16 protein-coding genes are annotated in these 14,567 nt (G+C 68.5%); 11 read left to right on the top strand and 5 right to left on the bottom strand.

The features are described from left to right. Window positions 1-2 precede the first annotated feature (2 nt). From ACFWUU_RS37400 to ACFWUU_RS37390, 3 genes are read right to left on the bottom strand one after another with little or no spacing between them, the layout of a single operon-like run. Window positions 3-806 (bottom strand): hypothetical protein, encoded by an 804-nt coding sequence (locus ACFWUU_RS37400; protein ID WP_380182993.1) that lies wholly within the window; start codon window positions 804-806, stop codon window positions 3-5. Continuing rightward, on the bottom strand, window positions 803-1,396 hold the full coding sequence (locus ACFWUU_RS37395; RefSeq protein ID WP_233715012.1) for an RNA polymerase sigma factor: 594 nt from the start codon (window positions 1,394-1,396) through the stop codon (window positions 803-805). Before ACFWUU_RS37395 ends, ACFWUU_RS37400 begins: the two co-directional genes overlap by 4 nt. A 40-nt stretch (window positions 1,397-1,436) precedes the next feature. Continuing rightward, a complete protein-coding gene (locus ACFWUU_RS37390; protein ID WP_380182991.1) occupies window positions 1,437-2,108 on the bottom strand; it encodes a class I SAM-dependent methyltransferase in 672 nt (223 codons plus the stop codon). Window positions 2,109-2,203: 95 nt separating this feature from the next. On the opposite strand from ACFWUU_RS37390, the gene ACFWUU_RS37385 reads away from it, so the two are divergent. From ACFWUU_RS37385 to ACFWUU_RS37335, 11 genes are all read left to right on the top strand, one after another. Next, window positions 2,204-2,896 carry a GntR family transcriptional regulator gene (locus ACFWUU_RS37385; RefSeq protein WP_380182989.1) on the top strand — a complete coding sequence of 231 codons (693 nt, stop codon included), beginning with the start codon at window positions 2,204-2,206 and terminating at the stop codon, window positions 2,894-2,896. Window positions 2,897-3,025: 129 nt separating this feature from the next. After that, entirely contained in the window at window positions 3,026-4,672 is a 1,647-nt protein-coding gene (locus ACFWUU_RS37380) for an ABC transporter substrate-binding protein (protein WP_380182987.1), read from the top strand. After that, complete coding sequence (locus ACFWUU_RS37375; RefSeq protein WP_380182986.1) at window positions 4,672-5,604, top strand: ABC transporter permease; 933 nt, start codon at window positions 4,672-4,674, stop codon at window positions 5,602-5,604. Before ACFWUU_RS37380 ends, ACFWUU_RS37375 begins: the two co-directional genes overlap by 1 nt. Further along, window positions 5,601-6,479 carry an ABC transporter permease gene (locus ACFWUU_RS37370; protein ID WP_380182984.1) on the top strand — a complete coding sequence of 293 codons (879 nt, stop codon included), beginning with the start codon at window positions 5,601-5,603 and terminating at the stop codon, window positions 6,477-6,479. Before ACFWUU_RS37375 ends, ACFWUU_RS37370 begins: the two co-directional genes overlap by 4 nt. Beyond that, on the top strand, window positions 6,466-8,487 hold the full coding sequence (locus tag ACFWUU_RS37365; RefSeq protein WP_380182982.1) for a dipeptide ABC transporter ATP-binding protein: 2,022 nt from the start codon (window positions 6,466-6,468) through the stop codon (window positions 8,485-8,487). Before ACFWUU_RS37370 ends, ACFWUU_RS37365 begins: the two co-directional genes overlap by 14 nt. A gap of 3 nt (window positions 8,488-8,490) precedes the next feature. Continuing rightward, entirely contained in the window at window positions 8,491-9,411 is a 921-nt protein-coding gene (locus ACFWUU_RS37360) for an acetamidase/formamidase family protein (protein WP_380182980.1), read from the top strand. After that, a complete protein-coding gene (locus ACFWUU_RS37355) occupies window positions 9,411-10,403 on the top strand; it encodes an alpha/beta fold hydrolase (protein ID WP_380182978.1) in 993 nt (330 codons plus the stop codon). The genes ACFWUU_RS37360 and ACFWUU_RS37355 overlap by 1 nt, the downstream gene beginning before the upstream one ends. A 28-nt stretch (window positions 10,404-10,431) precedes the next feature. Beyond that, a complete protein-coding gene (locus ACFWUU_RS37350) occupies window positions 10,432-10,860 on the top strand; it encodes a helix-turn-helix transcriptional regulator (RefSeq protein ID WP_380182976.1) in 429 nt (142 codons plus the stop codon). A gap of 30 nt (window positions 10,861-10,890) precedes the next feature. After that, the gene (locus ACFWUU_RS37345; protein ID WP_380182974.1) at window positions 10,891-11,319 is read left to right on the top strand and encodes a VOC family protein; all 429 of its coding nucleotides are present in this window, start codon (window positions 10,891-10,893) and stop codon (window positions 11,317-11,319) included. Window positions 11,320-11,388: 69 nt separating this feature from the next. Then, window positions 11,389-12,267: a hypothetical protein gene (locus ACFWUU_RS37340; protein ID WP_380182972.1), complete on the top strand. Its 879-nt coding sequence runs from the start codon at window positions 11,389-11,391 to the stop codon at window positions 12,265-12,267. After that, window positions 12,264-12,617, top strand: coding sequence for a GntR family transcriptional regulator (locus tag ACFWUU_RS37335; protein ID WP_137257539.1), 354 nt, complete (start codon window positions 12,264-12,266; stop codon window positions 12,615-12,617). The genes ACFWUU_RS37340 and ACFWUU_RS37335 overlap by 4 nt, the downstream gene beginning before the upstream one ends. 173 nt (window positions 12,618-12,790) lie before the next feature. On the opposite strand, the gene ACFWUU_RS37330 is transcribed toward ACFWUU_RS37335, so the two are convergent. Continuing rightward, window positions 12,791-13,945, bottom strand: a complete 1,155-nt coding sequence (locus ACFWUU_RS37330) for a PrsW family glutamic-type intramembrane protease (RefSeq protein ID WP_380182970.1) — start codon at window positions 13,943-13,945, stop codon at window positions 12,791-12,793. After that, window positions 13,942-14,565: a hypothetical protein gene (locus ACFWUU_RS37325; protein ID WP_380182968.1), complete on the bottom strand. Its 624-nt coding sequence runs from the start codon at window positions 14,563-14,565 to the stop codon at window positions 13,942-13,944. Before ACFWUU_RS37325 ends, ACFWUU_RS37330 begins: the two co-directional genes overlap by 4 nt. Between the last annotated feature and the right edge of the window lie 2 nt (window positions 14,566-14,567).

The following is a 14,567-nucleotide window of genomic DNA, read 5'->3' as shown; positions in this document are numbered from 1 at the left end:
TATCAGCCGACGGTCTTCTCGAACAGCACCTTGCCGGTCGCGTCGAGCCCACGGATGTCCACCTGTGCCCAGCCGTGCTGTGCTCGCGCGTCCGGCAGGACTGCTGTCACGTACCCGCCCCGGTCGGCGACCGACACCACGGACCAGGGTGAGGCCCCTTCGGTGTCTCGGATCCGCAGCTCGACCTTGGTCACGATCGCCAGCGACCGGAACGAGAACGTTGCCCTGAGCATGCTTGGCGAGCCGACATTGGCCCAGGACCAGGACCCGACGACATCGTCGGCCGCGCCGTCGCCGACACCCTGGTACGACTGCGGCTGCCCGTCGACGCACAGGAACCAGACCGAGTTCGCGGTCATGAACGACTGCACCAGCTCCCGCGCGCGTCCGGGTGTCCCGAGCCCCTTGATCCACCGGGCGGACTTGAGCTGGATGGTGGCCGGATCCAGCGACCCTTCGGGGTACTCATTCGGCTTCGCGGCAGCGGCCTCCTTGGCCAGGCAGGCCACGGCCGCCACGCTCGCTTCGTTAGCCGACGCCGGACCGAGGTCGAGCGACTGCGTCGGTGATTTGCCGGCCGGCACCTGGACGATGGACGGCCGGTCGGCGGGGGACAGCAGGTTGTCCTTGCGCGTGATGAGGAGACCGCCGGCGATGATGATCGCGATGCCGCAGGCGGCTGCGAGGACTGGAGTCCACGCGGGGACGCGGTGCTGCTTGCGGGCTCGGCGTACGAGGTCGTGTTGTAGGTCGGTGGCGTAGTCCGGCGCGAGGGACTCGACCGGAGGGGGCGTGGTGAGGTTCATCGGTGCTCCTCCAGCAGGGCCGGTAGCCGGCGGCGGGCGCGGGACAGGCGGGCTTTGACGGTGCCTTCGGCGACGCCCAGTACGACGGCGGCGTCGGCGATCGACAGCTCGGCCCAGTAGACGAGCTCGACGGTTTCGCGCTCGTGCGCGGGCAGGGCGGACAGCGCCGCCCGTACGGCCTGGATGTGTTTCTCCGAGTCGACGCGCGCGGCGACCGTCTCGGCATGATCAGGATGCGAGAGCGGCGCCGGTTGACGGAGCAGGAACTGCGTCAGCCGTCGGCGTGCTCTCGCCGTGTTGCGCAGCTCGTTGCGGGCGATCGCGAGCAGCCAGGGGAGGGCAGTGTCGTACTTGAGCGGGCCAGGATCCGAGCGACCGAAGTGCCTCCAGGCGGTCATGAAGGCCGCCTGGACCGCGTCGTCGGCGTACGCGTAGGAGCCGGTGTGGCGTACGGCGTACGCATGCACGGCGGCGGCGTACCGGCTGAAGAGCTCGCCGAGCGCTTCCGGATCCTGGCGGCGCAATGCGTCCCACAGGTCCCCGTCGCGCGCGGTCGGAGGCTTCTCCGGCCGGCTCGAAGTCATGGTCATACCCTGCAGGGTCCGCAGGGCCGTGCGAGGTTGCCGCGCGTCAGACCGGTCGGGCGCGGACCCAGGTCAGATCCGGGGTGAGGTAGTCGGTGCGTTTGAGGCCGACCTGCGCCAGCTGGGTCGCGAGGTCGTCCTCGGAGAGGTTCTGGGTGAGGATGCGCTGCGACCACGACTTACCGTCGACGGTATAGGTCAGCGTCGCGGCCTGCCGGTTGCCGGGGAGCTCCTCGACGTCGGAGATCTCCATCCGGCGCTGCTCGTTCACCATCACGGCCGGACCGCGCAGCATGCCCGGAGTCTGCTGCTGGAGGATCACCGAGCCGCCGGGGCGGACGTGATGCGCGCAGGTTTGCAGCAGGCGCAGGCGTTCCGCGTCGTCGGCGACATTGATCAGGAACGACATCATCAGGACGAGGTCGAACTGCCTGTCCAGCCGCAGATCGCCGATCGTCGAGCAGATCGTCTCGGTCTCGGTGATCCTGGCGATCATGTCCGGCGACTCGTCGACGGCGACCACCTGATACCCGCGCGCGAGCAGCGGCCGGGTGACGCGGCCGGTGCCGCAACCGAGCTCGAGGATGCTGCTGCCCGGATCGATCGCCGCGTCGATCAACTCGTCCTCGCCGTGTACCTGCGTGTTCTCGTAGAGCTCGACCGCACTGCCGTCCGGCGTGAGCGGCCCCGGTCCGTTACCACCTTGTCCGACTCTCATGAGACCGAGCTTCACCCGCCCCGCCGGCGGTTGCGAAACCTTCGGCCCAGACCGAAAGACCGGTCCGGACACCCCGTTCGTATACGATGCACCGGGTGACTACGACCCCGATTATGGTCGGCGACGGCCATCGACCGCTGCGCGACGTGGTCGCGGCTGAGCTGCGGCGCCTCATTCTGGCCGGTTCACTGCCGCCCGGCGAGCGTCTGGTCGAGGACCGGCTCGCCCAGCAGTTGGGGGTGTCCCGCAACCCGATCCGGGAGGCGATGCGGGTCCTCGAGGCCGAGGGATTCCTCGACGTGACCGCGCGGCGCGGCGCCTTCGTGGCCAAGCTGTCGGCCCAGCAGGCCGAGGATCTGTTCCAGGTCCGGCTCGCCCTCGAGCCGCTCGGCGCCCGGCTGGCGGCGTCGGTCGAGAATCCCGAAACCGCCTTGATTACAAGGGCTTGGGCGATTCTCGAACTGGTCGGTGAGTCCGGCCCGGATCAGGACCTCGATGCGCTGTCGACCCTGCACACCGAGCTGCACTCGCTCATCTTCGAACTGACCAGGAACGACTACCTGATCGCCCTGGCGATCCCGATGGTGAAGCGTGGTCAGTGGTTGCTGCGGCAAAGCGCCCCGCTGCAGAACCCCGCCGCCTGGGCCGAGCACCACGGCCTGATCGCGGCGATCGCCGCGGGTGATCCCGACCTGGCCGAGGCGGCCGCCCGGCACCATGTGCTCAGCGTCCGCAACGCGCTCCGTCCCCAACTGGAGCCGGTCCGCCCGCACGACGCCACTGCGTGAGCTGACGGTTCTGTATACGAACCGGCACTTTTGAAACCGTCACGTCCTCCCTTGGAAACATGCGCGTAGCAGAAGCCGTATACAACATACGGGATAGCACCCCTCCTGCCTGCCCAAGGAGTACGTCGCATGAACCTCACGCTTCCAGGCCAGTTCTCCCGCCGCAGGCTGCTCGGCCTCGGCGGCGGGCTGGCCGCCGGGATCGGCCTCGCCCCGATGCTCACCGCCTGCGGCGACAGCACCTCGTCCGCGGCCACGTCCGCCGGCGGCGGCACGTTGACGATGGGGATCAACGCCACCCCCGACACCCTCGACCCCGGCGCCACCGGACTCGCGCTCACGCTGCTGATCTCATTCGCGCTGTTCGACCCGCTGGTCTACTGGCTGCCGGACGGGAAGGGCGGCAGTGCCTTCCATCCGGGCCTGGCGGAGTCGTGGACGATCTCGCCCGACGCCTCGGTCTACACCTTCAAGCTGCGCAAGGGCGTGACGTTCCACGACGGGACGCCGTTCGACGCGAAGGCGGTCAAGGCGACGTACGACCACGTGGTCGACCCGAAGACCAAGTCCAAGAGCGGTCTCGGTGCGCTCGGGCCGTACAAAGAGACCAGGATCCTCGACGACTACACCGTGCAGATCGTCTTCACGGCCCCGAACGCGTCGTTCCTGCACCAGCAGGCGGCCGGTAACTTCGGCATCTCGTCGCCGGCCGCGCTGGCGAAGTACGGGCCGACGGCGTACGGGAACAATCCGGTCGGGACCGGGCCGTTCACGTTCCAGAGCTACCAGGCCGGTAGCCAGCTGACGCTGCTGAAGAATCCGAAGTACACCTGGGGTCCGAAGGCGCTCGGCGACGGTCCGGCCAAGCTGGACAAGCTGGTGTTCCGGATCGTCACCGACGACAGCGGCCGCTACAACGCCTTGCAGAGCGGGCAGTTGCAGATCGCGATGAACCTGCCGCCCAACAACATCTCCGCCGCGCAGAAGTCCGGCAAGTTCCAGCAGCTGCTGGTGCCCTCCATCGGTACGCCGCTGGGGATGCCGATCAACGTGACCAAACCGCCGACCGACGACCCGCTGGTGCGGCAGGCGATCATGTACGCCGTCGACCAGGACGCGCTCGTGAAGGACGTCCTGTACGACGTCTACAAGCCCGCGCACAACGTGCTCACCCCGATCACGCCGGGGTACAGCTCGGCGGCGAGCAAGACCTATTCCTACGATCCGGACAAGGCCGGCCGGCTGCTCGACCAGGCCGGCTGGACGGTCGGCGACGGCGGGATCCGGACCAAGAACGGCAAGAAGCTCAGCCTCGAGATCATCCTGTTCAGCGGCGGCGGGCTGGAGTTGCCGACGCAGTTCGTCGTCTCGGAGCTGCAGAAGGCCGGGTTCAGCGCGAACACCGCCGTACAGCCGTTCGCGACGGCGCAAGCGAGCTTCAACTCCGGCGCGCACAACCTCGGTTCCTTCGGCTACTACGGCGCCGACCCCTACCTGCTGAACATCTGGGTCAACTCCAACGCGATCCAGTCCGGCTTCAACTGGTCGCACTACGCCAACCCCGCGGTGGACAAGCTGATCGCCAAGGCGAACGCGACCGCCGCCGACGCCACGCGCAACGGGCTGTACGAACAGGTCGGCGCGAAGCTCATGCAGGACTCGATGTACCTGCCGCTGTGGGACGTGGCCGGCGCGTTCACGTTGTCGCCGAAGGTGCAGAACCTGCACCAGACCCTGAACGGCTACCTGGCGTTCCACAGCGCCACGGTCGGCTGATGCTGCTGTTCGTGGTGCGACGGCTGGGCGCGGCGATCCCGGTCGTCATCGGCATCACCCTGATCGCCTTCGTCCTGGTACACGTCGTACCGGGCGACCCGGCCAAAGTGATCCTGTACGGCGCGAACGCGTCACCGGAGCAGATCGCGACGCTGCGGCAGCAACTCGGACTCGACGATCCGTTGTGGCGCCAGTACGCCGATTTCGCTGTCAACCTCGTGCACGGCAACCTCGGTACGTCGTTCCTGACCCAGACCCCGGTCAGCCACGAGTTGTTGTCCAGGGCACCGAGCACGCTGATCCTGACCGCCGCCTCGATGCTGGTGGCCGTGCTGGTCGGCGTACCGCTGGGACTGGTCGCGGGCATGCGGCCGGGTTCGGTCCTGGACACCGCGGCGCGGTGGATCTCGTTCGCGGGTGTCGCGGTGCCGTACTTCTTCCTGGCCCTGCTGCTCGTGCTGGTGTTCAGTGTCAAGCTGCACCTGCTGTCCGCGATCGACGACGGTACGGCCAAGAGCCTCCTGCTGCCGGCGGTCTCGCTGGGCTGGGGCTACGCGGCGATCCTGACCCGACTCGTCCGCGGCCGCGTGATCGACGAAATGCGCAGCGACTACGTGAAGTCCGCCCGGGCGCGCGGCAGCGGTGAGCTGCGGGTGCTGCTGCGGCAGGTACTGCGGAACTCCTCGGTTCCGGCGGTCACCACGATCGGCCTGCAGTTCGGCAATATCCTGACCGGCGCCGCGATCACCGAGGTGATCTTCGGCCGCGCCGGGCTGGGGAGCTTCCTGGCAACGTCGATCACCAGCAAGAACATCCCAGTCGTGCAGGGCGCCGTGGTCGTGATCGGGATCGCGTACGTCGTGATCAATCTCGGCGTGGACCTGATCGTCGGCGCGATCGACCCACGCACCAGACAGGAGGCTGCCGCATGAGCCGGCTCAAGTGGATGGCCCTGAGCCTCGCAGCACTCCTGGTGCTGCTACTGCTGCTCGCACCCGGCGTGCTGGCTCACGTCGACCCGGTAGCGACGAGTGACGCGCACCTGGAGGGGCCGAGCGGCAGCCATCTGTTCGGTACGGACCTGCTCGGCCGGGATGTCTACAGCCGCACCGTGTACGGCGCGCGCCCGGTCCTCGTCGCGACCTTCCTGGGGGTGCTTCTCGCCAGCGTTGCGGGTGTCGCGATCGGCGTACTGGGCGGTGTGGCGCCGCGGTGGCTCAACGCCGTGGTGATGCGCCTGGTGGACGTGTTCCTCGCCCTGCCGGTGCTGCTGATTGCGTTGATCCTGATCGCCACCGCCGGGTCGGGTGTCCGCAGCATCGTGCTGGCGATCGGGATCGCGTTCACCCCGGGCTTCGCGCGGGTGGTCGAGTCCTCGGTCCGCCGGCTCCGCAAGGCCGAGTACGTCGAGGCCGCCCGGGTGTTCGGCTCCACCACGCTGCGCACCTCGTGGCGGCACCTGCTGCCCAACCTGCTGACCGAGGTGGTCGTGCTCGGCAGCAGCGCCATCGGCTGGGGCATCCTGACCGCCACCACCCTGAGCTTCCTGGGTCTGGGCGTCCGGCTGCCGGCGCCGGACTGGGGGAGTGACCTGGCCGCCGGTGCGACCAATCTGGCCGACGCCTGGTGGCTGTCGACCTTTCCCGGACTCGCGATCATGGCGACCATCCTGCTCGCGAACTTCTCCGGCGATCACCTGATGCGGGTGCTGGATCCACGGGCCGGGATCAGGTTCGGCCGAAGCTACCGCCGGCTGGCGATCCGGCTGTCCCGTCACGGAGGTGACATCGCACATGAGTCTGCTTGAGGTGACCGGGCTGCGGACCGAGATCGACACCGCACAAGGCCGGATCCGTCCTGTTGACGGGGTGAGCTTCGCCGTCCGGGCCGGGGAAACCCTTGGTGTGGTGGGGGAATCCGGGTCCGGCAAGACGATGACCGGGATGTCGATCATGCGGCTGCTGCCGCCCGGTGGATCCATCACCGGCGGCTCGATCCGGCTGGACGGCCGCGAGCTGACCGAGCTCGACGAATCGGCCATGCGTACGGTGCGCGGCAGCGAACTGGCGATGATCTTCCAGGACCCGATGACCTCGCTGAACCCGGTCCGGACGATCGGCAGTCAGTTGCGGGAGGCGTACCGGATCCACGTCGACAGCAGCCGCGCCACGGCGACGGCCCGGGCGACCGAGGTGCTCGGACTGGTCGGGATGCCGCGACCGCGCGAGCGGCTCGACGACTACCCGCACCAGCTGTCCGGCGGGATGCGGCAACGGGTGATGATCGCGCTCGGCCTGATGTGCGATCCGAAGCTGCTGATCGCCGACGAGCCGACGACCGCGTTGGACGTCTCGATCCAGGCGCAGATCCTGACCCTGATCGACGACCTGAAGTCGCAGCTGTCCATGGGCGTGCTGCTGATCACCCACGACATGGGCGTGATCGCCGAGTACGCCGACCGGGTCGCCGTCATGTACGGCGGACAGGTGGTCGAGCAGAGCGGCGTACAGGAATTGTTCGAGCGGCCGCGGCATCGGTACACCCAGGCGTTGCTCGCCGCGATGCCGACACTGGAACTCGACCGGAACGCAGAGTTGGCCACGATTCCTGGCAGTCCGCCGAAGTTGCTCGATCTGGCACCGGGGTGCCGGTTCGCTCCACGGTGTGCGTTCGCGCAGGACGACTGCCGTAGCGCTGATCCGTCGCTGATCGGTGGGGATCACCTGCACGCCTGCTTCCATCCGGCCGATGGGCGCACCCAGGCCGCGGCCGCGGTTGCCGGCGTCCGGGAGGCGGCCGAGCCGCGCGGATCCGACTCGCTGGTGCAGCTTTTCGACGTACACAAGCGGTTCGGCGTGCGGTCGAAGCGGCCCTTCGCCCCGTCGCGGGCGGTGCAAGCGGTGTCGGGAGTGACGCTGACCATCGCGGCCGGGGAGACGCTGGGGATCGTCGGGGAGTCGGGCTGCGGTAAGACCACGCTCGGGCGAATGCTGGTCGGGCTGGAGCGGCCGACCAGCGGATCGGTCAGCTTCGACGGCCGGGACCTGTCGGCGCAGAGCCGGACCGGATTCCGGAGGCGCCGACGCGATCTGCAGATGATGTTCCAGGATTCGGCTGCCGCGCTCGATCCGCGGATGACGGTTGCCGCGCTGATCGCGGAACCGCTGGTGGCGCAGGGAATCGGGACCCGGCGCGAACGACGCCGTACCGTAGCTGAGCTGCTGGAGGCAGTCGGGTTGCCGCCCGAGGCGGCGGAGCGGTACCCGCACGAGTTCTCGGGTGGCCAGCGGCAGCGGATCGCGATGGCCCGCGCGCTGGCGCTCCGGCCCAAGGTGATCGTCGCGGACGAGCCGGTGTCCGCGCTCGATGTCTCGGTCCAGGCCCAGATCCTCAACCTGATGCGGTCCCTGCAGGACAGGTACGGCCAGACGTACGTCGTGATCTCGCACGACCTGTCGCTGCTGAAGTACCTGGCCGACCGGATCGGCGTGATGTACCTCGGCCGGCTCGTCGAGCTCGGAGCCGGTGAGGACGTCTACAGCGCACCGCGCCACCCGTACACGGCCGGGCTGATCAAGGCGATCCCGGTGCCGGAGTCGGCGAAGAACCGGGAGGCCGCGGCCCGGTCGACCGGTCTCGGCGGCGAGTTGCCGTCGGCCATCGATCCACCGAGCGGCTGCCACTTCCGCACCCGGTGCCCGCTCGCGACCGAGCGCTGTGCCACAGAGGTCCCGATACTGAAACCGTCCGACGGCCTGCACGCAGTCGCGTGCCACCATCCCCTGACGACCCACGTCCTGACGCCCGTGAGGTAGATGATGATCCACAAGCTGGACGCAACCCCCGAGACCACCGTCGACGTGTTCAGCGCCGAGCAGCCTCCGGTGCTGACGATCGATCCGGGCGACACGCTCACGGTCCATTCGCTGGATGCCTCGGGCTACCTGTCACCCCAGACCACACCCGGTGAGCAGCAGCCGAGGATGTTCGACCAGGCGCGCGGCCACTGCCTGACCGGGCCGATCGCCGTCCGCGGCGCACAGCCGGGTGATGTGCTCGCGATCCGGTTGGTGTCCCTCACCCCTGACCCTTGGGGCTGGACCGTCGCAGGCGCGCTGAAGTCCCCGATCACCGAGCGACTGGGCGTCACCGATCAACCCGCCTGGCTGCTCTGGGACCTCGATCCCGACGGTGGAACCGGTCGCTGCAACGGTGGCTTCACGCGTGACCTCGCACCGTTCCTCGGCGTGATCGGTGTGGCACCCGAGAGCAGCGGCGAGCACTCCACGATCCCGCCCCGAGCCGTCGGTGGCGGCAACATCGACTGCAAGTCGCTGGTCGCGGGGTCGACGCTCTATCTGCCGGTCGCGGTCGCGGACGCGATGCTGTGCCTCGGCGATGGCCACGCCGCCCAGGGCGACGGCGAAGTGGGCGGTACGGCGATCGAGTGCCCGATGACCACGACACTGACCGTCGACCTGGTCCGCGATCCGCGACCGATCGAGACGATCCACGCGGAGACCCCGGACGGCCGGATCACCTTCGGGTTCGACGCCGATCTGAATGTCGCGACCGGCGACGCGCTGGACGCGATGGTGCGCTGGATGCAGGCGCTCCTCGACGTGGGCAAGAGCACCGCCCTGGCACTTGCCAGCACCGCCGTCGATCTCCGCGTCACCCAGGTCGCGAACCAGACCTGGGGCGTCCACGCCCTGCTCCCGGCAGGTGTGCTCGCGTGATGACCGGCAGCTTCGAACTCGGCGACCTGAAGCTCGAGAACGGCGGCGTCATCCGGAACGCCAAGCTCTCCTGGAAGTCCTACGGCACGCTGTCGCCGGCGCGCGACAACGTGATCGTCTACCCGTGCAGCTACGGCGCGACGCACGAGACGCAGGAGTGGCTGATCGGGCGTGACGGCGTACTGGATCCCGAGCGGTGGTTCATCGTCATCCCGGATATGTTCAGCAACGGGCTCTCGTCGAGCGCGTCGACGGATCCGGAGTTTCCGTCGCTGGTCACGATGGCGGACAACGTGCATGCGCAGTACCGGCTGATCACCGAGCAGTTCGCGGTCGATCGGCTCGCCGCGGCGTACGGGTTCTCCATGGGCGCCGGCCAGGCGTACCACTGGGCAGCGCTCTATCCCGGCTTCGTCGAGCGCGCGATCGTCGTCTGTGGGAGCGCGCGGACCTCGCTCCACAACCGGGTCTTCCTGTTGGGCCTGTTGCGGATCCTCGAGGCAGCTCCCGAGTACGCCGGCAACGGGCAGTTCACGGCTGAACCGGTTGCCGCCAAGCGTGCGTTTGCGCACGTGTACGCCGGGTGGGGGCTGAGCCAGGACTTCTACCGGGCGCGGTTGTTCGAGTCCGTACTGGGAGCGCCGGATCTCGACTCGTTCCTGCAGACCGACTGGGTGGATCGCTTCGCCGAAGGCGCCGCGGCCGACCAGTACGCACAGGCGCTCACGTGGCTGGCCGCCGACATCAGCACGTCGTACGACGGCAACCTGGCCGCAGCGCTCGGAGCGATCACCGCCCGCGTGCTGTTGATGCCGTCGGCCACCGACCTCTACTTCCGGACCGCGGACAACGAGCTGGAGCTGACCTCGCTGCGGAACGCGGAACTGGTGGAGATCCCCAGCATCTGGGGGCATCGGGCGGGCTCACCTCGCGACATCCCCGCGGACCTCGACTTCCTCCGCCGGCAGGTACGCGACTGGCTGGATGTCTGAGTTCCTCCGCGAGGGCTAGGCTCGAAGCGTGTCGATCGTCGTGCCGGTGGAGTTGCTGCCGCATCTGCGGCGGGCTCGGGATGTTGCCGATCGCAACTATTCCGAGCCGCTCGATCTCGCTGCACTGGCGACCGCGGCGGGGGTCTCGAAGTACCACTTCCTGCGGTGTTTCGCGGCGGAGTACGGCGAGACGCCGATGCAGTACGTGACCCGGCGGCGGATCGAGCGGGCGACCGATCTGCTCCGGGCGACGAACCTGACGGTGACCGAGGTGTGCGGGCTGGTCGGGTACAGCAGTCTGGGGTCGTTCTCGCAGCGGTTCACCGAGTTGGTGGGGATGACACCGACGGCGTACCAGCGGACGCAGACCGGCGCGCGGATCCCGGGGTGCTTCGTGTTCATGCTCGGACTGAACTCCGCAATTCCGGAGAAGCCGGTGGGGGAGTCCGGGGCTTAGCGTCGTACACATGACCTTTGAGGAGGAACTGTGATCACGAACGTGAGCCTGGTGACGGTCTACGTCGACGACATCGACGCGGCGAAGGCGTTCTACACCGAGAAGCTCGGGTTCGAGCTCGGTGAGGACATCACGCTGAGCGAGGACTTTCGCTGGTGCACGGTGCATCAGGTCGACCACCCGGAGCTCGAGCTGGCCCTGATGCTGCCCGGGCCGCCCCTCGACGAGGAGTCCGCGGGCTGGATCCGGCGGATCATGGCGAAGGGGTCGATGCACGGGGTCGGGCTGGCGACTGACGACTGCCGGAAGACTTTCGCCGAGCTGACGGCTCGCGGCGTCGAGTACATCCAGGAGCCGGCGGACCGCCCGTACGGCGTGGAGGCGGTACTGCGGGACAACTCGGGCAACTGGCTCGTCCTGGTCGAGCAGAAGGCGTACACGGCGGCCGACTTCGCGTGACCCTCGGTTGACTTACGGTCTTTGTATCAATACATTTGATACAAAGATCTCGAGGGAGCGTGGTTCGCGGTGGACGTGCTGTGGCTGGTGGCCATGATGGTGGCGGTGTCGGTCGTCCTGTGGGTGCAGCGTCGGAAGGCGGCGCAGCGGGAGGTCGACCGGCGGGTCGTGCGAGGTGGGCTGCCGGGGGACCGTGACCTCGTCGAGGTGGCGCTTGAGTGGTACCGGCGGCGTCAGGAGATCCTGATCCTCGGCGTACTGGCCGGTGTGCTCGTCGCCGGGGCGGCCGTCGTACTGGTGCATCTGGGGATCGATCTCGGGTTCGTTCCGGGGACGGCGCTGGACGCCCGGCTGCTGACCTGGTTGCTGGCGGCAACGGCTGCTTTCGGCGGGTTTGCGACGTTGATCAACGGCTACCGGACCGTTCGGGCCTCTCGTGCGGACGGGCCTCGGCTGGCGGCGCTGCGGCCGCGGAAGCTGAGCGATTACCTGAGTCCGGTCGAGATCGCGATCTACGACGGGTGCGTCGTACTGCCGCTGGCCGGGGCCGCGCTGGGCGTGGTGGTACTTGGTACGAACGACCATCCGGCGCGGGGGTGGATCCTGATCGGGAGCGGTCTGGCGGCGGTAGTGGTGTGGGCGATCGGGCTGCTGCTGATGCGTACGGCGTTGCGGGTGAACCAGCCGTCCGGGCGCGAGGCCGAGCTGCGGTGGCAGGAGGCGTTCCGGGCGACGACGCTGCGGGACATCGGCTCGGCGGTGCTGACGGTGGCGTGGCTGCTCGGCGCGGCGATGCCGATGTCGTTCGAGTGGCCTTCCGACGTACCGGGCTATGTCTCGCCGCTCGCTACCGTGCTGTTCCTGGTGTCGGTGGCGATGTGGTGTACGGCGCTGATGGTCGCCGCCAGCCGCCGCGGGTTGCAGCGGGTGCAGCGGGTCGCCGGATGATCATCTCGGTTGATCCGGCGGGGGCGAAACCGCCGTACGAGCAGGTGAAGGACCAGATCGACGGTCTGATCCGGACCGGAGAGCTGGCGCAGGGGACTCGGCTGCCGACTGTTCGGCAGTTGGCGGGGGATCTGGGGTTGGCGGTGAACACGGTTGCTCGCGCCTACAAGGAGCTGGAGGCGGAGCGGCTGGTCGAGACGCGCGGGCGGAACGGGACGTTCGTCCTCGCGTCCCGCAGCCGGGTCGACGACGAGGAAACCCGAGCCGCAGCAACCGTCTTCGCCCGAGCCGCCCACCGCGCCAACCTCTCCCTCCCCGAAGCCACCGAACTCCTCCACCGCGCCTGGTAAACCAGCTTGTAAGCCCCCGCGCGCTCCGCAGCCGTCTCTCGTCGCTCCGCTCCTCGGCACGGCTGCTCCGCCCGCACCTGCCCGCCCCCCAGGGCATGTGCTGGCTGGCCGGCTGCGGGGTCGGCTGCTTGCGGGCTGTCACCTGGGCTGTCGCGCGGGCGAATCCCCGGCGCTCAGGGCTTGTTGTGCAAGCGCAGCAGTTCCGCGCGAGTGTGGATCACCCCGGGTGACTCCTCGCCGTTGGCTCGGGCGATCTCTTGGGCCAGGTCGCTTGCGGCCTCTAGGCGGTGGTTGGCTTTGCGGCGGCTGTGGAGGTGTTTGCGGTACTTCTTGCGGTCTTTGCGTAGGCCGCTGACGGCGTCCAGGAGGGGTGGGTCGATGGCGCCGGTGGCTAGTTCGGGGGTGAGGAGTTCGCGGATCCAGGTGCGTTCGTGTTTGGCGGCGTGGCGGAGTACGTAGAAGAGGGCTGTCAGTTCTACGGCTGCGATCAGGAACGGGAGGATGCCGGCCCAGGCGCCGCCGTTGCTGAGGCCTCCCATGTCGTCCCAGGCGAAGTGGAAGAACATTGCCATCAGCATGGTGAGGACGCCGCGTACGACGTTGCGCTCGCCGCGGGTGCGGCCCAGGACCCACATCAGGCCGGCGCAGAAGATCGCGCTGAACAGGGCGTGCGAGACGATCCCGGCGGCGCCACGGACGATGAAGACGCGGAGGGACGAGCCGAGCTGGTCGACGCCGTACTGCTGGGTGGCGCCGTTGTACACGTAAAGGATGTCCTCGAAGACCTGGAAACCCAGGCCGATGAACGCGCCGATGATGAAGCCGTCGTACGCGCTGCGGATGAGCCGCGGCGCCAGGCCGATCAACAGCACGAGCCCGATGCCCTTGGCGAACTCCTCGTTGATCGGTGCGGTCAGCCCGGCGCCCCAGTCCTGCGCGAAGTCCGTACCGCCGACCTTGGCCCAGATCCCCAGCAGCGCAGCGTTGGCAGGCAGCGCGATCCAGAACGTCGCCGCCACGCCACCCCAGACGAACCCGGTCGCCAGCAACCCAGCGGGTTGTGCGGTGAAGCGGTTGTGGTGCCGCAGGAGGAGCAGCCAGGGGATGAGGTAGAGGCCGAACAGTACGACGCCTCCCGCGAGTGCCGGTGTGTAGAACTGAGCTCCAGGCCCGAACACCCGCAGCATGGTCAGCGCACCGGCGCCGACGCCCAGCACATAGACCCAGAACGCGACGTTGTGCGGCTGCAGGAACCGGTACGGCTGACCCCAGCCGGACTCCTCGATCGCGTCGAGCTGCGCGGCCTTCTCCTGCGGTACGGCGGTCATCGCGCCGCTCCCGGGGTGATGCTGCGCAACATCGTGCCAACCTGTTCCTGATAGCGCTCGAACTGCCCGGACGCCGTACGCACCCGGACCAGCAGCGCCGGCGCATTGTCGACGGCGTCACCCGTACCCATCTTGAACGCCACATCGACACCATCGCCGCTCGGACCGCTCCCGCTCTCGACCACCCCGACCAGCCCCGAGTCGGTGGTCAGCGTGCCGCGCGCCGAGGTAACGCCCGGCGGACTGCCTTGCGACCGATGCACCTGGTCGAGGAACGCGTCCGCGCTGCCGTCGAACGCCGTACCGATCAACTCGATCGTCGCGCCGCCCTGTGCCAGCAGCACCTGCAGACTGGTCGCACTCGCCCCCGCACCGCCGACGAGCGTCCCTTGCTCGAGCTGCCACCCGACCGGCGGCACCGCCGTCGCACCATCGCCCAGGTCGAGCACCTGCCCGGCCCGGATCTCGTTGTGCCACGGAATCGCCGCGTTCAGCCCCTGCCAGCCGTAGATCAGCAGAAGAGCGATCCCGAGCGCCGAGAACCCAGCCTTGAACGTCCGCCGATCCAGCCCGAACCACCGATGCTCAACCGGCACCCATTCCCGCGTACTCACGACCATCA

Origin of the sequence: Kribbella sp. NPDC058693 (assembly GCF_042715335.1) — a bacterium.
GTDB classification, from domain to species: Bacteria; Actinomycetota; Actinomycetes; order Propionibacteriales; family Kribbellaceae; genus Kribbella; species Kribbella jiaozuonensis.
Note: the sequence above shows the minus strand (reverse complement) of the source record. Positions and strands in the feature narration are given on the sequence as shown.